The organism is Ewingella sp. C233, assembly GCF_055407225.1.
This window is the reverse complement of the sequence record NZ_JBUZRI010000002.1, coordinates 525,305-545,867: the sequence shown is the minus strand read 5'-3', so window position 1 is coordinate 545,867 and position 20,563 is coordinate 525,305. Positions and strand designations below refer to the sequence as shown.

General features: G+C 52.8%; 20 protein-coding genes. 1 reads left to right on the top strand and 19 read right to left on the bottom strand.

Annotated elements, in window-relative coordinates:
* Positions 1 to 111 precede the first annotated feature (111 nt).
* The 19 genes from ACZRKO_RS14935 to acuI all read right to left on the bottom strand — a co-directional run bounded on the left by ACZRKO_RS14935 (position 112) and on the right by acuI (position 18,178).
* Entirely contained in the window at positions 112 to 873 is a 762-nt protein-coding gene (locus tag ACZRKO_RS14935; protein WP_463738024.1) for an amino acid ABC transporter ATP-binding protein, read from the bottom strand.
* A gap of 8 nt (positions 874 to 881) precedes the next feature.
* Positions 882 to 1,991, bottom strand: a complete 1,110-nt coding sequence (locus ACZRKO_RS14930) for an amino acid ABC transporter permease (RefSeq protein WP_463738023.1) — start codon at positions 1,989 to 1,991, stop codon at positions 882 to 884.
* A gap of 9 nt (positions 1,992 to 2,000) precedes the next feature.
* A complete protein-coding gene (locus ACZRKO_RS14925; protein ID WP_463738022.1) occupies positions 2,001 to 3,179 on the bottom strand; it encodes an amino acid ABC transporter permease in 1,179 nt (392 codons plus the stop codon).
* Between the two features lie 111 nt (positions 3,180 to 3,290).
* Positions 3,291 to 4,316 carry an amino acid ABC transporter substrate-binding protein gene (locus ACZRKO_RS14920; protein WP_463738021.1) on the bottom strand — a complete coding sequence of 342 codons (1,026 nt, stop codon included), beginning with the start codon at positions 4,314 to 4,316 and terminating at the stop codon, positions 3,291 to 3,293.
* A 364-nt stretch (positions 4,317 to 4,680) separates the two neighbouring features.
* Positions 4,681 to 5,379, bottom strand: a complete 699-nt coding sequence (locus ACZRKO_RS14915; protein ID WP_463738020.1) for a CTP synthase C-terminal region-related (seleno)protein — start codon at positions 5,377 to 5,379, stop codon at positions 4,681 to 4,683.
* Between the two features lie 169 nt (positions 5,380 to 5,548).
* Positions 5,549 to 6,472, bottom strand: coding sequence for a kdo(2)-lipid IV(A) palmitoleoyltransferase (gene lpxP / locus ACZRKO_RS14910; protein WP_463738019.1), 924 nt, complete (start codon positions 6,470 to 6,472; stop codon positions 5,549 to 5,551).
* A 422-nt stretch (positions 6,473 to 6,894) separates the two neighbouring features.
* Complete coding sequence (locus tag ACZRKO_RS14905) at positions 6,895 to 7,326, bottom strand: DoxX family protein (protein ID WP_463738018.1); 432 nt, start codon at positions 7,324 to 7,326, stop codon at positions 6,895 to 6,897.
* 216 nt (positions 7,327 to 7,542) lie between these two features.
* Complete coding sequence (gene fis, locus ACZRKO_RS14900; RefSeq protein WP_004097144.1) at positions 7,543 to 7,839, bottom strand: DNA-binding transcriptional regulator Fis; 297 nt, start codon at positions 7,837 to 7,839, stop codon at positions 7,543 to 7,545.
* Between the two features lie 21 nt (positions 7,840 to 7,860).
* Positions 7,861 to 8,826 (bottom strand): tRNA dihydrouridine synthase DusB, encoded by a 966-nt coding sequence (gene dusB, locus ACZRKO_RS14895; protein WP_463738017.1) that lies wholly within the window; start codon positions 8,824 to 8,826, stop codon positions 7,861 to 7,863.
* A gap of 414 nt (positions 8,827 to 9,240) precedes the next feature.
* The gene (locus ACZRKO_RS14890) at positions 9,241 to 9,978 is read right to left on the bottom strand and encodes a carbonic anhydrase (protein ID WP_463738016.1); all 738 of its coding nucleotides are present in this window, start codon (positions 9,976 to 9,978) and stop codon (positions 9,241 to 9,243) included.
* A gap of 154 nt (positions 9,979 to 10,132) precedes the next feature.
* The gene (prmA, locus tag ACZRKO_RS14885) at positions 10,133 to 11,017 is read right to left on the bottom strand and encodes a 50S ribosomal protein L11 methyltransferase (RefSeq protein WP_463738015.1); all 885 of its coding nucleotides are present in this window, start codon (positions 11,015 to 11,017) and stop codon (positions 10,133 to 10,135) included.
* 42 nt (positions 11,018 to 11,059) lie between these two features.
* Positions 11,060 to 12,505 carry a sodium/pantothenate symporter gene (gene panF, locus ACZRKO_RS14880; RefSeq protein ID WP_463738014.1) on the bottom strand — a complete coding sequence of 482 codons (1,446 nt, stop codon included), beginning with the start codon at positions 12,503 to 12,505 and terminating at the stop codon, positions 11,060 to 11,062.
* A complete protein-coding gene (locus tag ACZRKO_RS14875; RefSeq protein WP_463738113.1) occupies positions 12,495 to 12,737 on the bottom strand; it encodes a YhdT family protein in 243 nt (80 codons plus the stop codon). Before ACZRKO_RS14875 ends, panF begins: the two co-directional genes overlap by 11 nt.
* Before the next feature lie 86 nt (positions 12,738 to 12,823).
* Entirely contained in the window at positions 12,824 to 14,173 is a 1,350-nt protein-coding gene (gene accC, locus ACZRKO_RS14870) for an acetyl-CoA carboxylase biotin carboxylase subunit (protein ID WP_463738013.1), read from the bottom strand.
* An 11-nt stretch (positions 14,174 to 14,184) separates the two neighbouring features.
* Positions 14,185 to 14,649: an acetyl-CoA carboxylase biotin carboxyl carrier protein gene (accB, locus tag ACZRKO_RS14865; RefSeq protein ID WP_463738012.1), complete on the bottom strand. Its 465-nt coding sequence runs from the start codon at positions 14,647 to 14,649 to the stop codon at positions 14,185 to 14,187.
* Positions 14,650 to 14,681: 32 nt separating this feature from the next.
* On the bottom strand, positions 14,682 to 15,134 hold the full coding sequence (aroQ, locus tag ACZRKO_RS14860; protein WP_463738011.1) for a type II 3-dehydroquinate dehydratase: 453 nt from the start codon (positions 15,132 to 15,134) through the stop codon (positions 14,682 to 14,684).
* Positions 15,135 to 15,375: 241 nt separating this feature from the next.
* On the bottom strand, positions 15,376 to 15,978 hold the full coding sequence (gene msrQ, locus ACZRKO_RS14855) for a protein-methionine-sulfoxide reductase heme-binding subunit MsrQ (RefSeq protein WP_463738010.1): 603 nt from the start codon (positions 15,976 to 15,978) through the stop codon (positions 15,376 to 15,378).
* 47 nt (positions 15,979 to 16,025) lie between these two features.
* Positions 16,026 to 17,027: a protein-methionine-sulfoxide reductase catalytic subunit MsrP gene (msrP, locus tag ACZRKO_RS14850; RefSeq protein WP_463738009.1), complete on the bottom strand. Its 1,002-nt coding sequence runs from the start codon at positions 17,025 to 17,027 to the stop codon at positions 16,026 to 16,028.
* 170 nt (positions 17,028 to 17,197) lie between these two features.
* Positions 17,198 to 18,178: an acrylyl-CoA reductase (NADPH) gene (gene acuI, locus ACZRKO_RS14845; protein ID WP_463738008.1), complete on the bottom strand. Its 981-nt coding sequence runs from the start codon at positions 18,176 to 18,178 to the stop codon at positions 17,198 to 17,200.
* Positions 18,179 to 18,438: 260 nt separating this feature from the next.
* Here acuI and csrD point away from each other — a divergent pair, with 260 nt between their 5' ends.
* The gene (gene csrD / locus ACZRKO_RS14840) at positions 18,439 to 20,376 is read left to right on the top strand and encodes an RNase E specificity factor CsrD (protein WP_463738007.1); all 1,938 of its coding nucleotides are present in this window, start codon (positions 18,439 to 18,441) and stop codon (positions 20,374 to 20,376) included.
* The last annotated feature ends 187 nt before the right edge of the window (positions 20,377 to 20,563 follow it).

The following is a 20,563-nucleotide window of genomic DNA, read 5'->3' as shown; positions in this document are numbered from 1 at the left end:
CTGTGTTTATCTTCTAAAATGTCGAGGCGGCATTTTGCGGCTATCACAGCGGTACCTGAAACACGCCCATCCCAAGGTTTGGAATTTAAAAGCGCCCGCACATCGCCATGTTTAATGGATAACCTGCGAAAGAAACTCCCTTGTCCTCGCTGACTTCGGCGCGGCAAAGAACTCCAGCGGAGGCGCCTCCTCAACGATCTCCCCGCGATCCATAAAGATCACCCGGTCGGCTACCGTGCGCGCAAATCCCATCTCATGCGTTACGCACAACATGGTCATGCCTTCTTCGGCCAAACCGATCATGGTATCAAGCACCTCTTTAACCATCTCCGGATCCAGCGCTGAGGTTGGTTCATCGAACAGCATGATTTTCGGCTTCATACATAACGAGCGGGCGATGGCGACGCGCTGCTGCTGGCCGCCGGAAAGCTGGCCAGGGAACTTGTGTGCATGTTCAGCAATACGAACCCGCTTCAGATAATGCATAGCCAACTCTTCGGCCTCTTTTTTCGGCATTTTTCGTACCCAGCTTGGCGCCAGTGTGCAGTTCTGCAATACCGTCAGATGTGGGAACAGATTGAAATGCTGAAATACCATGCCGACTTCGGTGCGCACGCGTTCGATGTTGCGCAGGTCATCATTGAGTTCGGTGCCGTCCACCACGATGCGCCCCTGCTGGTGCTCTTCCAGATGGTTGATGCAGCGGATGGTGGTGGATTTCCCTGAGCCGGACGGGCCGCACAGCACAATGCGTTCGCCGGATTTCACGCTCAGGTTAATGTTTTTCAATACGTGGAATTGTCCGTACCACTTATTCACGTCTTCCAGCGTGATCATCATTTTTTTAGATGCGGTGACTTGATGGTCGCTCATGATTTACCTCAGTGTGCGGAACGTCCGGTGTGAAAGCGTCTTTCCAAATGTTGGCTATAACGCGACATGCTGAAACAGAAAATCCAATAAACGGCAGCGGCGAAGACGTAGCCTTCGGTCGACATACCGAGCCATGCGGGATCGACGGTGGCTTGCTGTACGCTGCTGAAAAGGTCAAACAGACCGATGATGATCACCAGACTGGTGTCCTTAAACAGCGCGATAATGGTGTTCACCAGACCGGGTATCACCATCTTCAATGCCTGCGGCAAAATGACCAGCCCCTGGGTTCTCCAGTAGCCGAGCGCCAGTGATTCTGCGGCCTCCGTCTGGCCTTTCGGCAACGCCTGTAAGCCACCACGTACCACTTCCGCCACGTAGGCTGACTGGAAGAGAATCACCCCAACCAGCGCACGCACCAGTTTGTCGATATTGGTCCCTTCGTGCATAAACAGCGGCAACATCACTGAGGACATAAACAGCACGGTGATGAGCGGTACGCCGCGCCAGAACTCAATGAAAATCACCGACAGCACACGCACGATGGGTAAGCGAGAGCGCCGCGCCAGGGCCAGTAAAATACCCAGCGGCAACGCACCGGCTATCCCAACGGCGGCGATAATCAGCGTCAGCGTCAGGCCGCCCCACTGGCGGGTTTCCACTACCGGCAGGCCAAAGAATCCTCCATACAACATGAACCAGGTGAAGACGGGGAACAGAATGATCCAAGCAGTGATGTACCGCCCGCGGCGCGGCATGGAGCGCACAAACATCGGTATCAGCGTCAGCAGCCCGACGATGAGCGTCAGGTTGATGCGCCAGCGTTCTTCAAACGGGTATAAACCATACATAAACTGGCCGAAACGGGCATGGACAAATACCCAACACGCACCCTGTTTGGTGCAGTCAGCGCGGGTCGTGCCCACCCAGTTCGCCTGCAAGAATACCCAGTTGAGCAGGGGAGGAATGACCACCCACAGCAGCCATAAACAGAAGATCGTCAGCAGGCTGTTAAACCAGCTGGAGAAGAGATTTTTACGCGCCCACAGCACGGCGGTGCCGGCTGGCGTACCGGGCTTCGCAACCCGTAAAGGATGGGGAAGTGTGCTCATCGTCATTCGTTTCCCTTAACGTTCGACCAGCGCGATACGCCGATTGTAGATGTTCATTAAGAACGAAATCGCCAGACTGATGATCAGATAGACCGACATGGTGATCGCAATGGTTTCAATCGCCTGCCCGGTCTGGTTGAGCACCGTACCGGCAAACAGCGACACCATGTCCGGGTAACCGATAGCAGCCGCCAGCGAGGAGTTTTTAACGATGTTGAGATATTGGCTGGTCAGCGGTGGAATGATCACCCGCATCGCCTGCGGCAAAATCACCTGTCGCAGCGTGACCGGATTGGGCAGGCCGAGCGAGCGGGCCGCCTCATGCTGACCGTGGGAAACGGACTGAATACCGGAGCGAATCACTTCAGCAATAAACGTAGAGGTGTAGACCGACAGCGCCAGCGTCAGCGAGGCCAGTTCAGGAATCAGCACCATGCCGCCACGGAAGTTAAAGCCGTGTAGCGCTGGGATATCCCAGTGTAGCGCAGGACCGAAGAACAGATGTGCCAGAGCCGGAAAAACCACCAGCATAGCAATCGCCCAGGGCCAGAGACGCCAGACTCGGCCGGTATGGATCTGCCTGAAGTGGTTGTAACGGCGCAGGGCCCAAATGCCAAGTACTGCCAGCAGCAGGGCAATACCGCTGGCCAGGCTGCCGGACGCCAGTTCAGGTGACGGCAGATAGAGCCCGCGGTTGCTGACGAATGCCACGCCGAAAGCTTCAAGGCTTTGACGCGGGCCCGGCAGGTTGCGCAGGACGGCGAAATACCAGAAGAAGATCTGCAACAGCGGTGGGATGTTGCGGAAAATCTCGATGTAAACGGTGGAGACTTTACGGATCAGCCAGTTATCCGACAACCGTCCGAGGCCGATGATAAAGCCGAGTATCGAGGCAAACACGATACACAGCGCTGAAACCAATAATGTGTTGAGCAGGCCGATAACGAAAACGCGTGCGTAGGTGTCACCCTCCTGATAGTCGATAAGATGCTGGATGATGCCGAAACCGGCACCTCTGCTGAGGAAATCAAAGCCCGAGGTGATGCCCCGTGTGGTCAGGTTGGTAATGGTGTTGTGCAGGAGGTAGCCCAGACAGGCAACCAGCAACACCACCGCCAAAATTTGGTAAAGCCAGGCACGGACCGCCGGATTGGTAAGCGAGAACGACCTTTTTGCGGTTGGGCGTTGCGACATAGGAAATGGCCTTTTGCAATCTTTCATCTGGAAGTGATGCACCGGGGAACGGCCGGTGCATCAAAACCTTAAACATTTACTTATTTCATCTACGTCAGTAAAAAGGGGTATTTAGCGGACAGGTGGTGCGTATTGAATCCCGCCCTGATTCCAGAGAGCATTCTGACCACGTTTAATTTTCAATTCGCTGCCCGCGCCCACGTTGCGGTCGAAGCTTTCGCCGTAGTTACCGACTTGTTTAACGATTTTCACTACCCAGTCGTTAGGAAGCTTCAGATCTTCACCATATTTACCGGTTTTACCCAGCAGGTTGCTCATGTCCGGCGTGGTAGGGTTAGCAGCCAACTGCTCAACGTTTTGCGAGGTCACGCCCATCTCTTCGGCATTCAGCATGGCGTACAACGACCAGCGCACGACTTCCAGCCAGTCTTCATCCCCACGGCGAACCACCGGTCCCAGAGGCTCTTTGGAGATCACTTCCGGCAACACGATGAAGTCATCCGGCTTACCGAGTTTAATGCGCAGTGCATAGAGCTGAGACTGGTCAGAGGCGAGGGTGTCGCAACGCCCGGAGTCCAGCGCCTTGGCACTTTCATCGGAGCGGTCGAAGGTGACCGGTGTATAGGTCATTTTGTTGGCTTTGAAGTAGTCGGCGACGTTCAGTTCGGTATCCGTCCCTGCCTGAATACATACGGTGGCGCCATCGAGCTCTTTCGCGCTTTTGAGATCGGCTTTCTTGTGCGTCAGGAAGCCGATGCCGTCGTAGTAGTTCACGCCAGCGAAGATCATGCCCATGCCTGCGTCGCGAGAGGAGGTCCAGGTGGTGTTACGTGACAGGATATCCACTTCGCCCGATTGCAGCGCGGTGAAGCGCTCTTTCGCGGTAAGCGGGGTGTATTTTACTTTTTCTGCATCACCAAAAACGGCCGCGGCGATAGCACGGCAAACATCAACGTCGATGCCGGTAAATTTCCCTTTTGAGTCAGCGTAAGAGAAACCAGGTAAACCATCGCTGATCCCACATTGGACAAATCCTTTCTTCTTCACAGCATCCAGCGTTGTGCCTGCATGTGCCTGACCAGCCAAAGTGGCAAAACTCGCTGCGGCAATCAGTGTTGAGAGCAGTATTTTTTTCATAAATCGTCCTGTGAGACAAAACCGAAAATTATTATTGTATGAGTGCATGGAGCACCCTGTCTGTTTATGGGGCATTGCCCTCTGCACGGGTTATTGCAAGGGGAGTGCCAACATGTAAAACGCTCATCAATCAAGTACCGGAAGGGTATTGCACAGTAACATTGATAGGCGCTACAGGATTTATTGCCCCAATCCGGTGCGTGGTCAATATGGCTGCAATAAAGCGGTGCGGCTTATTTCACTATTTGGAACTGGATCTCAATGTGGGTTATGTAATGTGAATGTTATTGCATCGTTAGGTGATGGTTAACTGTGGGGAGATCTAAAAACTCTCAGGCCGGGCGGTCTGAGAGTGGACATCGTTTTATTGTGTTTTTATTGCGGCCTGAATCAATGCAGCTACCAGCGGGGGAAGCTGACCTTTCAGCGCCGCGCGTTCTGGCTGGAACAGTGTGGCAACAAAGAACGGATGACCGGGGAGTTCTACGGCACGGATCTCACCGGCGTGATCGTGGCCGACCATGCGCAGCGGTTGCGCTTCCAGTGCCGCCTGAAACTCAGGGTTGATGCCATAGCGGCAGTGATAACCCTCTTCTACCTCTAAAGTGCCGTAGGAGCGTGCGGGAATGCTGTCGGCAACCAGCCGGATCCCCGCTTTTTTCTCCACCATTTCACAGGCCAGTGGCGCAATGACCAGACGCCCTTCGGTATCCGTTTCGCCGTGGCCCGCGTCCTGCCAGTCCATAACGTTGCGGGCATACTCGATGATTGTGTGCTGGAATCCGCCACAGGTACCGAGGAAAGGTTTGTGATTTTCGCGGGCAAAACGGATGGCGCTCAGCGCCCCTTCGGTCGAGATATAAGGGCTACCCGGTACACACCAGAAGGCATCGAAATCGTTTAATGGCAGAGCGTCATCAAGGGTTTCGGTGGCAAGCCAGAGGGTATGGATATCAAGGTCAAACTCTTGTGCAGCAAGGTTTATTGCGAGCGGAATAGCCTGGTGGGCAAGGATAGCGGGGTTGTGATCCCCGACCAACGCCAGACGGATTTGCTTACTCATCACTTCTCTCCTGGGCAGGTAAAAGCAGATGTTATAGAAAAGTTAAGTCAGCGTCGTGAGAATAATTTTCATCGGACCATGAAGGATTTCGATGATGCGGTGCTGCTGCATCGCGGACATAAAAAAGCCCGACGTTTTGGTCAGGCTTTTTCATTTGATCATCAATTGATTACAGATAGAGCGACGGGGCACCGTCCGGGCGTGTTTTGAAGCGGCGATGCAGCCAGAGATACTGGTCGGGCGCACGCATGATCTCTTTTTCGACGACGCGGTTCATGTAAGCCGCAGCCGCCATTTCATCGTCGATTGGGTAATCTTTCAGGGCGGGCTGGATCACCAGATCATAGCCTTTGGCTTTCTCTTTACGGATCAACACGACGGTGACCAGCGCAGGTTTTGCCAGACGCGCCAGCATGTAAGTCCCGCTGGTGGTCGCGGCCTGATCAACCGCAAACAGCGGTGCGAACACGCTGCCGCGCGGGCCGTAGTCCTGATCGGGGGCAAACCAGACGGCTTCCCCTTTTTTCAGCGCATGAACCATACCGCGCAGATCTTTGCGATCGAGCATGGCTTTGTTGGAACGCATCCGGCCCCAGGTCTGGACAAATTCCATCGCTTTATTGTTGTGAGGGCGGTACATCGCCATCATTGGCTGGCACAGGCCCATTGCACGGCCACCCAGTTCCAGTGACATAAAGTGAATACCAATGACGAGTACGCCTTTGTTGTCCTGCTGAGCTCTTTTGAGGTTATTCAGCCCGCTGACATCAAACCAGCGTTTCACCCGCGTATCCGACCAGAACCAGGCCATACCGGTTTCCAGTAAACCCATACCCAGAGATTCAAAATTGCTGACGATGCGGTGTTCAATCTGCGCTTCATTGAGGTTAGGGAAACACAGCTCAAGATTACGGCGGGTGATAGACACACGACGTTTCAGAAAACGCATTGAGGTGCGGCCCAGCCAGTTACCGAGGCGATAAAGCACGGGATAAGGCAGTTGCACAAGCAGGAAAAGAACGCCCAGACCGAACCATGTCAGCCAGTAACGGGGATGCAAGAATGATGCGCGAAAGCGGGACGGTGATGTCATATAAGCTCAATCATCGGTATTTAAGATTCTGAGGTACCGCATAAAGAGAAAGCTCAACAGCGATACGGATTGTATGTCAAAGATTTGGACAACGTCTGCGGGTAAATGTTTTGAACGACACCGGACTTGACGCAATCTTTACTCTAAAAGGCGGGATCGCATTGCTAATGACTTTCCGTAGGCGATGAGCGGGGCGAGAACGACTCTTGATGTGAAGTATATCACGCTCCAATGACAATCCGGAGTGGGGGATCGTCCGATAACCTCACTATTTAATGTCTATTTTTGAACATCTTTTAAAAGCATTGATAAAGAGGGGCTTAGCTAACGCTGTTGAGTGAAATTTACACAACTTTTCGCATGCGAAATGCTTTTTTGCAAAAGGAAATACGCCTGCCGAAGAAGGCGTATTTCCGGCAGAATTAGCGGTATAACGGATTCTTCATGACGGAATAACGTCCGCAACCCAGTAGCGCAATAACAACCGCCACCATGAAGTAATAGACGATATCCTCAATGGCCCATGCGCCTGTCGACGTCAGTTCAAACGTATGCCCGATGCCAACCAGCAACCAGGCCACCAACATAGTGACGGCGGCAACCAGCGCGGCGGGGCGGGTGAAAATACCGAGAATGATCATGATGGGCGCGATGCATTCACCCACCAGTACGCCGTACCCAACAAATCCCGGAATGCCATGAGCCGCCAGCATGGCCTGAATGCCGCCGATGCCGCCATGCAGTTTATGCCAGCCATGAAATATCAGCAGACCGAAGGTCAGGCGTAACAGCAGGCTAGCCAGATCCGGTTTATGCAGAGCCGCGTTAAAACGGGTGATAGTTTTGTGCAACATAGGAGTACCCCAGAGGTGTTTTTTTGTCCTCTTAGGTTATGACGTATTCACGGAATAGAAGGTGGAATTATTCTCATTCCGGTTGATCTGGGTTAGGTTTTGAGCAATTTATTCTCACCTGCTTTTTGATTCGGGCTTTTGCCTTAGAAATTGACCAACAAAAAAGGCGCTCCCCTTGCGGAAAAGCGCCTTTTATCAACACAGTAATGACTAGTATCAGTTCATGCCGTATTTTTTCAATTTCTTACGCAGCGTACCGCGGTTGATACCCATCATCAGGGCCGCACGAGTCTGGTTGCCACGGGTGTACTGCATCACCATGTCTAACAGTGGCTGTTCAACTTCAGCCAATACCAACTCATACAGGTCATTGACGTCCTGACCGTTTAATTGAGCAAAATAGCCCTTAAGTGCTTGTTTTACCGAGTCACGCAGGGGCTTTTGGGTAACCTGATCCTGAGAATTAACGGTAGAAACGGTCAGTACATCAGAATTCACGCGTTGTTCGAACATAGTTCTGTCAGCTCTTTTTTGTTACGCAAGATTTTCGAAATATGCTTCCAACGCCTCCAGCTGTTCGCTGGCATCCTCTATGGCGTTGAAGGAGCGCCGAAACTGGTCATTCGGGGCATGTTCATGGAGATACCAAGAAACGTGCTTACGGGCGATACGGAATCCTTTGCCTTGACCATAAAAGTCGTGCAATTCCCGTATATGCCCTAACAACAAGTGCTGAACCTCCCCAATTGGTGGCGGTGGTAACAGTTCCCCTGTGTCCAGATAATGCTGGATTTCCCGGAAGATCCAGGGTCTCCCCTGAGCAGCACGTCCAATCATCAGAGCATCAGCTCCGGTGTAGTCGAGTACTGCCCTGGCTTTATGCGGGTCAGTTATGTCGCCATTCGCGATAATCGGAATGGAAACACTCTGCTTAACTGTCCGAATACTGTCGTACTCCGCCTCTCCATTGAAGAGACAGGCACGGGTTCGGCCATGAATTGTCAGGGCCTGAATTCCACAGTCTTCAGCCAATTGGGCAATTTGTACACAGTTACGGTGTTCCGGTGCCCAACCAGTACGAATTTTCAACGTGACTGGCACATCTACCGCATTCACAACGGCAGAGAGGATCTGTTTGACCAAATCCGGATACTGCAACAAGGCAGATCCTGCCAGTTTGCGGTTCACTTTCTTGGCCGGGCAACCCATATTGATGTCAATGATCTGCGCACCGCTCGCCACATTAATTCGGGCGGCAGCCGCCATATCTTCGGGATCACAACCGGCAATTTGCACGGCTCGGATACCCGGTTCATCGTTATGCACCATGCGCAATCTTGACTTGTCCGTCCGCCACACTTCCGGATTGGAAGAGAGCATTTCGGATACAGCCATCCCAGCACCCATCGCATGACATAAGGCACGAAACGGTCGGTCTGTTATACCGGCCATTGGGGCCGCAATCAGGCAATTTGTAAGCTGGTGGTGTCCGATGCGCATAGACTTAGAATGACCATACTGATGTCCGCAAGGGCGCGTATATTACGCATTTTTGGTGTGAGATGAAAGGCCAAACTTTAACCAATAACCGACTAAATCCATTCTTAGAAAAGCATTTAAACGCCATTAGTTGCTTTTATTTATATTTAACAGTGAATTAGAGTTAATTGATTAAATTGCGCGCTGGCGAAAATTCCTTAAAACTCGCTGTATATGCCCGCTAAGCCAGTAGAATCTAAGGTTAGAATTGTTGTTTTAAGTAGCAATAACCGCAAATTTTCTGTGATACAGGTCTTGGTTTGGTTAAAAAGTGAGTCATCCGGAGTAATAATCAATAACAAAGTGTGTGCGGGATAAACGGGGGAAGGGAAGCGGCGCTTCTCAATAAAGCGAAAGCGCCGTTTAAAGCAGGAATTATTCGCTGACAATCACCCGGCCATCGAGTTTTTGCACCGGACGGTTATTTGCATGGTGCATAACGGACGTAAACGCGTTCAGTTGTTGCACAGTCACCGTCATCGGTTGTTTTACCACTAACCAGCGTACACCTTCAGTGCAGGGCGGCGTGGTCAGAGAGCCACTGAAACGGTAGTGGGTGAGGTCTTTAGGCAACAGGCCATTCAGGTCAACCTTTTCGGTTAACGCGGCTGTCTGGCCGGCCTGCGCAGGGATATGTTGCCAGATCTTCTCCAGCTCCGGGTTTGACTTGCCGGTTTCGAACATCACGGCCACCACGGCGATTTCGCCATCGGCATCCATATGCACGAAATGGGCTTCCAGCGGGTAGGACTTCCCATTGAGAGTATTTTCGCTTGGCGAGTGGAAGTGGAATTGTTGCAGAACGAATTTCTCACCATCGAGCGTCAATACATCGCCTTCTTTCACATTCACCTGAATGCTGTGGCCGTTATTGATGATGCTGTCTGGCGCCAGTTTATAGCTGATATTCAGCGGCTGGGCGTGTGTTTTAAGCGCGCCATGAATATCTACGGGTGACTGGTTTTTGCCTTTTTCACACAGCATAAAATCCGGGTTAAGTTTCGACCAGTTTTGCGGCGCTCCTTCCCCTTCATAGGACCAATGGGTCACTTCTTGCGCCATCGCCTGAGAACAGAATGCAGCCAGAATGACCGCCAGTAATTTAGCTTTCATGAAATTTCCCTTTCAACGCCAGTAGTTAAAGTAACCATTGTATTTATGTGGCTTTTTAGCCGCGAAGAAGTATAGCGGGAAGGTATTGCGGGGGATATTAGGAATTAATGAAACCGCCCGTTCTGCTACAAGCTGGCAAAACGGGCGGAAAGTCTTAGCCTTTTTTAATGCCGGTAATACGGCACCACTCTTCTTTTTCGGCAATCGGGTCGAGCTCAAACAGCGCTTCATAAGCATCTGCTACGCCCTGTGCCTGGCTGGCCAAGATACCCGACAGGCCAAGATGGCCACCGGTGAACGGTAATACGCTGATAAGCGGTGCCAGCTCACGCAGCGGGCCAGCAAGGATGTTGGCAACCACCACGTCGGCCAAAAGATTGTCAGGCTGGTCTTTTGGCAGATAAAGCGACAGGCGCTCTGATACGCCGTTACGTTGCGCATTGTCGCGGCTGGCCAGAATGGCCTGCGGATCGATATCGATCCCGATAGCCTGCGCCGCACCCAGCTTCAGCGCGGCAATCGCCAGAATGCCGGAGCCGCAACCGAAGTCGATCACGGTTTTTCCTTCGAGATCTAAACCGTCGAGCCATTCCAGACACATCGCCGTGGTCGGGTGCGTTCCCGTACCAAATGCCAGACCGGGGTCGAGCATCACGTTGACGGCCGTCGGGTCCGGCACGTCGCGCCAGCTCGGGCAAATCCACAGGCGCTGACCGAAACGCATCGGGTGGAAGTTATCCATCCACTCGCGCTCCCAGTCTTTATCTTCTAACTGTTCAATTTTATGCGCGAAACCTTTACCCAGCAGCGGTTCGTTTTCCAGCATGGCGACGACAGCGACCATATCGGTTTCGGCGTCATACAGGCCTATGGCATCGGTATCGCCCCATAACAGAGTTTCGCCCGGTAGCGGTTCAAATACCGGGTTGTCATGGGTGTCCAGGAATGTCACAGACACGGCACCACTTTCGATAAGTGCGTCGCTGAGCGTTTCCGCGTCGTTACCGGTGGTGTTAATTTTCAGTTGGATCCAGGGCATAGCAATTCTCTTCTTAGCATGCGGTAAAAATGGAGCCGTCCCTCAGGACGGCTTCAGCGCGGGTTCAGCCCATCTGTCGCCAAACTTATTGCCGATGTAAAAGGCCATCAGGCTGAGCAACAGCGACGGTACAATCGGGTGCAGACCCGCGAGATGCAGGTCGAAACTGGCAAGCAGGGTATAACAAACCGCACCAACAATCATTGAGCTGAGCGCGCCTGCTGCGTTGGCGCGTTCCCAATAAAGCCCGAGTACCAGCGGCCACAGGAACACCGCTTCCAGCCCGCCGAAGGCCAGCAAATTGAGCCAGATAATCATCTCAGGTGGACGCCACGCGGCCAGCAACACCAGCAGACCGAGCACGAAAGTCGCCCAGCTGGAGAAACGCTTCAGGCGCTTCTCATTAGTTATCTCTTCCGGGCGAACGCCGAGGTAGAGATCTTTAACGATAGTTGCCGATGACTGCAACAGTTGGGCGTTGATGGTGGACATAATTGCCGCCATCGGTGCGGCCAGGAAGATCCCTGCGGCGTAGGGTGGCAAAACAGTGATCATCAGTGTCGGGATAACCTGATCAGGGATTTTCAGATCCGGCAAAATAGCCCGGCCCAGAGCCCCTGACAGATGCATACCAAACATCAAAATCGCCACCACCAGCGTACCAAGCACGATGCCGCGGTGAACCGCTTTGCTGTCTTTATAGGAGATACAGCGCACGGCGGTATGCGGCAGACCAATCACGCCAAAGCACACCAGCACCCAGAACGACGCCATAAACGGCAGTGACAGCACGTCACCGGCACCGGTCACGGAGAGCAGTTTGGGGTCGATCTGTTGCAGTTTATCCACCGCACTGTGCAGGCCGCCCGCCGCATGGATCACGGCCACCAGCAGCAAAATCGTGCCGAGTAACATGACCAGACCCTGCATGGCGTCGTTGAGCACGCTGGCACGGAAGCCACCAAACGAGGTGTATAGTGCGATACTCACCCCGAAAATCAACAGGCCGGTGTCATAAGGAATCCCCGCCGCCGTTTCCAACAGGCGCGCACCGCCGATGAACTGTACGGTCATGGCACCAAGAAACGCCACCAGCAGGCTGAAACTCGCCAGCCACACCAGCAGACGGCTTTTATAGCGCGCATAGAGCATGTCGTTGAGCGTCACGGCGTTGTAGCGTCTGGCCAGAATGGCGAACTTCTTGCCGAGAATACCCAGTGACAGCCACACGGCAGGCAACTGGATCATCGCCAGCAGCACCCAGCCAAGGCCAAATTTATACGCTGCACCCGGCCCGCCGATAAATGAACTGGCGCTGATATAGGTGGCAGTCAGGGTCATGGCTAAAACGAAGCCGCCCATCGAGCGGTTACCGAGGAAGTACTCGGTGAGGAAGCTCCCGGACTGACGGCGGGTGTAGGCATAGACCGACAGCCCGAACACCAGCAGCAGATAGGCGATCAGCGGCAATAAGACTTCAGTCTGCATGGTTGTCCTCCAGCGGAATATCGCGGTAAATCACCCGGACCATCAACCAGCTCAGGAATACAAAAATCAGCGGAACCAGCAAACAGGCCATTTCAAACCAGTGCGGAAGACCCGTAATGCCTTGTTTATCATCTGGTATATAAGCCGCCAGACACCACGCCAGCAAGTATGCCAGCGTCAAACCAAACGCCCAGCGGGCTTCCCTGTTCGCCTGTAAAAAGCGCTTATCCATTTTCTGAGTCTTCATTGTTTAAAGTCCCAAACGAAAAAAAGGCCGGAATATCCGGCCTTGGTAAGAGAGTACGCAAGGGTACGTTCTTAGGTTTCCTGCAATCCGAGTTTCTTTTCCAGATAGTGGATGTTGGTGCCACCGTGCTGGAAGTTTTCGTCGGTCATGATACGCATTTGCAGATCAATGTTGGTTTTGATGCCATCGATGATCAATTCTGCCAGTGCGTTTTTCATGCGGGCAATCGCCACATCACGGCTTTCACCGTAAGTGATGAGTTTACCAATCATGGAATCGTAGTACGGAGGCACGGTATAGCCTGCGTAAATATGCGATTCCCAGCGCACACCGAAACCACCAGGAGCATGGAAACGGGTGATCTTGCCTGGGCTTGGCAGGAAGGTATTCGGGTCTTCAGCATTGATACGACATTCGACCGCATGGCCCTGAATGCGTACTTCATCCTGTTTGATCGACAGCGGCTGACCGGCAGCAATACGCAGCTGCTCTTTGATCAAGTCAACGCCGGTGATCATCTCGGTAACCGGATGCTCAACCTGAATACGGGTGTTCATTTCGATGAAATAGAACTCGCCGTTTTCATACAGGAACTCGAAAGTACCCGCGCCGCGGTAGTTAATGTCTACGCAGGCTTTGGCACAACGCTCGCCGATGTAGCGACGCAGTTCAGGCGTGATGCCCGGTGCTGGTGCTTCTTCGACGACTTTCTGGTGACGACGCTGCATTGAGCAGTCACGTTCAGCCAGATAGATCGCGTTGCCCTGACCGTCGGCCAAAATCTGAATTTCGATATGGCGTGGGTTTTCCAGGTACTTTTCCATGTAAACCATGTCGTTGTTGAAAGCCGCTTTGGCTTCCGCACGGGTCATGGTGATGGACTGTTCCAGATCTTTATCTTGACGCACAACACGCATACCACGACCACCGCCGCCACCAGAGGCTTTGATGATCACCGGATAGCCAATGCGTTTCGCATGAGCACGGTTTAGGTCCATGTCGTCGCCCAGTGGGCCGTCAGAACCAGGTACGCAAGGGACGCCTGCTTTTTTCATCGCACTGATGGCAGAAACTTTGTCGCCCATCAGGCGAATCGTTTCTGCTTTCGGACCGATAAAGATGAAGCCTGAGCGTTCAACCTGTTCTGCGAAATCGGCATTCTCGGACAAGAAACCGTAGCCAGGGTGGATAGCCACCGCGCCAGTGATTTCAGCCGCAGAGATGATAGCCGGGATGTTCAGATAGCTTTTTACTGAAGGGGCAGGGCCGATACAGACGGTTTCGTCTGCCAGCAGTACGTGCTTCAGGTCGCGGTCAGCGGTGGAGTGGACCGCGACGGTTTTGATGCCCAATTCTTTACAGGCACGCAAAATACGTAACGCAATCTCACCGCGGTTCGCGATAACAATTTTATCTAACATGGTACGCCTCGTTATTCGATGACGACCAGCGGCTCGTCGAATTCAACCGGCTGGCCGCTTTCCACCAGAATGGCTTTAACCACGCCAGATTTGTCTGCTTCAATTTGGTTCATCATTTTCATTGCTTCAACGATGCACAGGGTGTCACCTGCGTTAACTTTCTGGCCGACTTCCACGAAGGCTTTCGCGTCCGGGCTTGGCGTGCGGTAGAAAGTACCCACCATCGGTGAACGGACGATATGCCCGCTGATCGCAGCCGGAGCCGCTTCAACAGGTGCCGCTGCCGGTGCTACTGCAGCAGCCAAACCTGGTTGCTGTTGCATTGGCATGGCGTAAGCCTGCTGCATCATAGGATAAGCCGGTGCAGGAGCTGCACGGCTGATGCGCACTGATTCTTCGCCTTCAGAAATTTCCAGTTCAGAAATGCCTGATTCTTCAACCAGTTCGATCAGTTTTTTGATTTTACGAATATCCATGGGTGTGATTCCGTACTCTTGTTGCGTAGAAATTAATGGGTTTTAGACAAGCGATTAACCGCTGCCTGTAAAGCAAAATGGTAGCCATCTGCGCCAAGTCCGCAGATAACGCCCACTGCGATATCGGAAAGATAGGAGTGGTGCCGGAAGGATTCGCGGGCGTGTACATTTGACAGGTGGATCTCAATAAATGGGATCTGCACTGCGAGTAACGCATCGCGCAGCGCCACGCTGGTATGGGTAAAGGCTGCGGGATTGATCAAAATAAAATCGGTGTTTCCGCGTGCCTGATGGATTCTATCGATCAGGAGATGCTCTGCGTTGGATTGCAGATGGCTGAGCGCAACATTTGCTGCTGCGGCCTGCTGTTCTAAACCTTTAACAATATCGTTGAGCGTGGTGCTTCCGTAGGTTTCAGGCTCACGCGTTCCTAACAAATTCAGGTTAGGACCGTTGAGTAGCAAAATGTCAAACTTATCCGCCATTGTGAGCCTATCTCCGGCAATTAGACAAAGATTGTAGAAAATACCCTGATGTCACCGATTTGTCACCTTTTTCGCGGCAAATCAACCCGGCTGTTCAGCATGAGGTCGGGCATTATAATGATATCGTGGCAATTCGCAGCTAAATACTGGTCTTATCAGCGAAGATAATCAACCCTCAGACTTCAACTGAGGGTTTTTACTATGGTTTTTTGAGGGGTAGAACACAGAAAAGTTCCGCGGCTTATCGCAACCACTGACGGAATTTTTTGTAGCGTAATGTCAACAATATCGCAGCAATTACGGCATAGATGATGGGTTGTGGCGACAGAATCTTCACCGACCAAAGATAGTGAATCGGCGCCAGAATGGCGACAACATAAATGAAATTATGCAGCGTTTGCCACTTTCCACCTAATTTACGCTGAGACCACATTGTTGACGTACAGGCCAGCGCGAGCAGAATGATCCAACTGATAATGCCGAGCGTAAGATAAGGCCGCGAAATCAGCTCGCTGCCAAGCAGCGTAAGATTGCTTATGCCGAGTTCAAGGAAGGAGTAACTCAGCAGATGCAAGGTTCCCCAGGCAAAACACCATAAACCCACCAGACGGCGCACACGAATCAGCAGCGGCTGCTTGCCGTAACGCGCCACCGGTGTGATAAGCAGGGTGGCCAGCAGTAATTTCAGCGTCATCCTGCCGGTAAAATGCTGAATGTCTTTGGCGGGATCGGCACTGAACCAGCCCTGATTAATCGATAATAATAGCCACAGGAAAGGCAAAAAAGCGGCCAGATGGATGGCCACCTTCAACCACTTAATTTGTGTCAGGCTTAAACGCCGCATAGGGGTTCCCTTATCCGTTTGCCCGGAGAATCAACTTACTGTGTTCATTAATAGTTTGTGCGCAGATCCAGCCCGCGGTACATCGATGCCACCTCTTCGCCATAACCATTAAACAGCAACGTTGGCTGGCGTTTTACGTCCAGAATACCGCCAGATCCGATAAAGCGTTCGGTCGCCTGTGACCAGCGCGGGTGGTCTACGTGCGGGTTCACGTTGGCATAAAAACCGTATTCATTGGTGGCAATCTGATTCCAAGTCGTTGGCGGCTGGTTGCGGGTCAGGCTGATGTTGACGATGGATTTAATCCCTTTAAAACCGTATTTCCAGGGAACGGTCAGCCGGATTGGCGCGCCGTTTTGCGGCGGCAGCGCTTTGCCATAGACGCCGACGGTCAGCATGGTCAGCGGGTTCATCGCTTCATCAAGGCGTAAACCTTCGACGTAGGGATAATCCAGTCCGCCGCCGATGAAACGGTCTTTTTGGCCCGGCATATGTTCCGGGTCATACAGCGTTTTAAAGGCTACAAACCGCGCATTACTGTTCGGTTCAGCCAGCTTAATAATGTTGCTTAACTGGAAGCCAATCCACGGCACTACCATCGACCAGGCTTCGACGCAGCGCATACGGTAGATGCGTTGTTCGAGCGGGAAGCGTTTTATGATGTCATCCATATCCAGTGTGATCGGTTTACCGACCTCACCATCAATGACGATTTTCCACGGTGAGGTAACTAATTGACCGGCATTGGCGGCCGGATCGGCTTTATCCAGCCCAAATTCATAAAAGTTGTTGTAGCCGGTAACTTTGTCTTCCGGTGTCAGCGGTAAATCATTTTGATAAGCCGCCGGTTTGGTGAAGTCGAGCGGTTTACCCGACGGGGCTTTTGGTCGATCATTACCTTTGAACCAAGAAAGCACATCGGCTTTCGCGTTCTGTGGCAGCGCCAGCGCCGCGGCGCTGATCCCCAGAGCCTGCAACACTTTGCGGCGGTCATGGAAAATGCTTTCCGGCGTGACATCCGCCTCGGTCAGTTTGCGAAGTTTGTTCATGACCTGCTCCGGTAGTGTTGAATCATTATCGTTATTGATGGATATGACTAAAGAATGGCGGGTAAACGTCGATTTAGCGAGGGAGGCGTGGAAAATACGAAATTTCAGAGAAGGTAAAAAGCGTCTTATAAAGGGCACCACGAGGGATGCCCTGATACTTTATGACAGTGTTATTCGCGGACTTTCACCAGTGTTCGGCCAGTGACGGTGTTTGCCATGATGCCCGCCGCCGTTTCAGGTACGTTTTCGAGGCTGATTTCCGTGGCGGCCTGTTCATAGAATGACGCCGGTAAAGTTTGTGCCAAACGTTCCCACGCGTCCATGCGGCGGTGCAGCGGACACATCACCGAATCAACGCCTTGCAGACGCACATTTCGCAAGATAAAAGGCATCACGGTGGTAGGCAGTTGATAGCCGCCCGCCAGGCCGCAGGCCGCGACGGTACCGCCATACACCGTTTGCGACAGCAGCGTCGCCAGGGTCTGATCACCGACGGTGTCGATAGCCCCTGCCCACAGTTGTTTATCCAGCGCACGGCCTTCTTTACTAAACTCCTCACGGCTCAGCACCCGTTTGGCGCCGAGCTGCGTCAGATAATCGGTATTGCTGGCGCGACCGCTGATGGCGACGACGTTGTAACCCAGCGTCGCCAGCAGGGTGACCGCTGTGCTGCCGACACCGCCGCTGGCGCCGCTGACGATGACCTCGCCGCTGTCAGGCAGTACGCCGCCTTCTTCCAGTGCCATCACGCAGAGCATGGCCGTAAAACCGGCAGTACCAATGATCATGGCATGGCGTGCATCAAGCCCTTCCGGTAAGGCCACCAACCAGTCACCTTTAACGCGTGCCTGCTCCGCCAGACCGCCCCAATGCGTTTCGCCTACACCCCAGCCAGTAAGGACCACCTGTTGCCCGATGCCGTAGCGTTTATCCTGGCTGCTACTGACGCGCCCGGCGAAGTCAATTCCCGGCACCATCGGGAACTGACGGATAATTTTACCCGTGCCGGTGATCGCCATAGCGTCTTTATAATTCAGGCTGGACCAGTCAACATCGACTACCACATCGCCTGCCGGCAGTTGTTCTGTGCTGATCTGGCCGACGGCCGCGACTGTTTTACCGTCATTCTGTTCTAACAAAATTGCTCGCATTACTCATCTCCATAAGAATTCTGAATTGATTGATTATTCAGTTGCTATGCTATGAATATAACGCAACTTACGCCTTCCGGGCTGACATGAGACAACGATGCCGCTGATGAACCGAATCTTATTCACAGATCCGCATAAAACGTTACCGGCCTTGTGCCGCTTATGTTTTATAGTAGCGGCCTTTCAATGGCGTCCTGCGGTGAAAGGCTCTTGCCGGGGATGGCCACATTCATTTCCACAGTAACGGGTAAGGCACAGGGATGCGATTTACTAACAGACTGGCGGCACTCATTTCCATGTTGGTTGCACTGGCAATGTTGTTGATGTTGCTGGGTGTGACCTTCAGCTTTGTCTATTTGAATAAGCAAAATACCGAACAACATTTACGCGCGCTGGCGACCATCTACGATCAATCACTTCTTTCGAACTCCCCGCAGCCTGCGGAACGCTGGATGCCGATGGCAATGCGGATGCTCGACGTCTCTGAAGTGACGATCTTTGAACACAAAACCCCACTTTATTCCTACCGCGAAACGCCGGATCTGCACAGCGCGTGGAGAGACAGTTACCCCGATTACGTCACGATGACCTTGCCTCTGCTGCAGCACCCGTCAATGTCGATGCAAATTGTCTATGTTGATCCTATCGGCACTTATACCCGGTCGTTGCGTTCCACCTTTACTATCAGCGTGGCAATCGTGTTGATGATCATCGCGGTATTGCTCAGCTTCCGCTGGCTGCGTGCAGAAACCGCCGGGCTGGAGAAGCTGGAAGAGCGGGCATCACGTATTTTACGTGGCGAACGCGATGAGTTGACCCGTGGGGATATCACCGAGTGGCCTCCTTTCGCCAGCGGGGCAATTGATATACTGCTGGCTGATCTCAGTGAAGCCCGTGAGCAGCGCAGCCGCGTTGATACTCTTATCCGCGCATTCGCTCAGCAGGACTCACAAACCGGACTGAGCAACCGGCTGTTTTTCGACAACCAACTGGCAACCCAGTTAGAAGAGGAGGGCACACACGGTATAGTTATGCTGCTGCGTTTGCCTGATTTCGATACCCTGCGTGATACGCACGGACAGCGCCCCGTCGATGAAATGCGCTCGGCGATGGTCAATCTTCTCTCTACTTTTGTGATGCGCTATTCCGACGCGCTGCTGGCCCGCTACTTCCATACAGATTTCGCCGTGTTGCTGCCACACCGGACACTGAAAGAGGCGGAAGTGATGGCGGCCCAGTTAGTCAATGCGCTCGGCGCGTTGCCGACGACCAATAATATCGACCGCGACGCGCTGCTATATATAGGTATCAGCACCTACCGTTTCGGCCAGCTACCTGAAGAGGTGATGGACTATGCCGAACAGGCCACCCGCAATGCGGCGTTCCAGGGCAGCAACAGCTGGCTGATTTACGACAGAAAAGTGCCGGAGAAAGGGCGCGGGAGTGTTAAATGGCGCACGCTGCTGGAAAACACCTTAGCGCGCGGCGGTCCGCGCCTCTATCAGAAACCGGCCTTTACCACGGAAGGGCAACTGGACCACCGTGAAGTACAGCGGCGTATTTTTGATGGGGAACAGGAGTTGCTGGCGGCAGAGTTTATTCCGCTGGTGATGCAATTTGGAATGTCGCAAAGCTACGACCGGCGGATGCTTTCTCAGATTATTCCGTTACTGAGCCGCTGGCCGGACGAAACGTTGGCATTTCACCTGACGGTTGATTCATTATTGCAGCGCTCTTTTATCCGCTGGTTGCGTGATACGCTACTGCAGTGTGCAAAAAGAGAGCGCAGTCGGATTCTGATTGAACTTGCGGAGGCACATCTCTGTCAACATATTGACCGCCTGCGCCCTGCTATTCGTTTGCTGCAGGGAATGGGGTGCCGTCTGGCTGTTTCACAGGCCGGATTAACAGTTGTCAGTACCTCTTATCTGAAAATCTTCCAGGTCGAACGGGTTAAGCTTCACCCCGGCCTGGTACGCGATATTGATAAGAGGGTGGAAAATCAACTGTTTGTGCAAAGCCTGATCGGTGCGTGCGAAGGAACGCAGGCCAAGGTATACGCTTCCGGTGTTCGCACTAAAGAAGAGTGGGCGATGCTGGTTGAAAAAGGCATTCACGGCGGTCAGGGGGATTTTTTTGCCGGCCCGCAGGCTGTCGATCCCGTTAGCAAAAAATATTCACACAACGGTGGTGTTTAAACTGACCGTAATGGGAATATTTAACGTAGAATGGCCCAGCCTTTAACCGGTTCTTGTTATGGAAAGCTTGTGTTATGTCTCAAACAGCTTGCTGTTGCAGGGGATCCCGGTGTAAGTGCAAGAATTCATGTGCGGTGTTGGTGCTTTTGTTTATTCCTGCAAAAGATCTGCAATCAAAATATCTGAG

What these genes read in the sequence shown, in the direction of transcription:
- ACZRKO_RS14925 (WP_463738022.1), bottom strand. Translation starts at nt 3,179, where the DNA reads ATGTCGCAACGCCCAACCGCAAAAAGGTCGTTCTCGCTTACCAATCCG.
- msrP (WP_463738009.1), bottom strand. Translation starts at nt 17,027, where the DNA reads ATGAACAAACTTCGCAAACTGACCGAGGCGGATGTCACGCCGGAAAGC.
- msrQ (WP_463738010.1), bottom strand. Translation starts at nt 15,978, where the DNA reads ATGCGGCGTTTAAGCCTGACACAAATTAAGTGGTTGAAGGTGGCCATC.
- ACZRKO_RS14915 (WP_463738020.1), bottom strand. Translation starts at nt 5,379, where the DNA reads ATGAGTAAGCAAATCCGTCTGGCGTTGGTCGGGGATCACAACCCCGCT.
- accB (WP_463738012.1), bottom strand. Translation starts at nt 14,649, where the DNA reads ATGGATATTCGTAAAATCAAAAAACTGATCGAACTGGTTGAAGAATCA.
- fis (WP_004097144.1), bottom strand. Translation starts at nt 7,839, where the DNA reads ATGTTCGAACAACGCGTGAATTCTGATGTACTGACCGTTTCTACCGTT.
- ACZRKO_RS14920 (WP_463738021.1), bottom strand. Translation starts at nt 4,316, where the DNA reads ATGAAAAAAATACTGCTCTCAACACTGATTGCCGCAGCGAGTTTTGCC.
- prmA (WP_463738015.1), bottom strand. Translation starts at nt 11,017, where the DNA reads ATGCCCTGGATCCAACTGAAAATTAACACCACCGGTAACGACGCGGAA.
- ACZRKO_RS14905 (WP_463738018.1), bottom strand. Translation starts at nt 7,326, where the DNA reads ATGTTGCACAAAACTATCACCCGTTTTAACGCGGCTCTGCATAAACCG.
- panF (WP_463738014.1), bottom strand. Translation starts at nt 12,505, where the DNA reads ATGCAGACTGAAGTCTTATTGCCGCTGATCGCCTATCTGCTGCTGGTG.
- accC (WP_463738013.1), bottom strand. Translation starts at nt 14,173, where the DNA reads ATGTTAGATAAAATTGTTATCGCGAACCGCGGTGAGATTGCGTTACGT.
- ACZRKO_RS14930 (WP_463738023.1), bottom strand. Translation starts at nt 1,991, where the DNA reads ATGACGATGAGCACACTTCCCCATCCTTTACGGGTTGCGAAGCCCGGT.
- ACZRKO_RS14890 (WP_463738016.1), bottom strand. Translation starts at nt 9,978, where the DNA reads ATGAAAGCTAAATTACTGGCGGTCATTCTGGCTGCATTCTGTTCTCAG.
- ACZRKO_RS14875 (WP_463738113.1), bottom strand. Translation starts at nt 12,737, where the DNA reads ATGGATAAGCGCTTTTTACAGGCGAACAGGGAAGCCCGCTGGGCGTTT.
- csrD (WP_463738007.1), top strand. Translation starts at nt 18,439, where the DNA reads ATGCGATTTACTAACAGACTGGCGGCACTCATTTCCATGTTGGTTGCA.
- ACZRKO_RS14935 (WP_463738024.1), bottom strand. Translation starts at nt 873, where the DNA reads ATGAGCGACCATCAAGTCACCGCATCTAAAAAAATGATGATCACGCTG.
- aroQ (WP_463738011.1), bottom strand. Translation starts at nt 15,134, where the DNA reads ATGGCGGATAAGTTTGACATTTTGCTACTCAACGGTCCTAACCTGAAT.
- acuI (WP_463738008.1), bottom strand. Translation starts at nt 18,178, where the DNA reads ATGCGAGCAATTTTGTTAGAACAGAATGACGGTAAAACAGTCGCGGCC.
- lpxP (WP_463738019.1), bottom strand. Translation starts at nt 6,472, where the DNA reads ATGACATCACCGTCCCGCTTTCGCGCATCATTCTTGCATCCCCGTTAC.
- dusB (WP_463738017.1), bottom strand. Translation starts at nt 8,826, where the DNA reads ATGCGCATCGGACACCACCAGCTTACAAATTGCCTGATTGCGGCCCCA.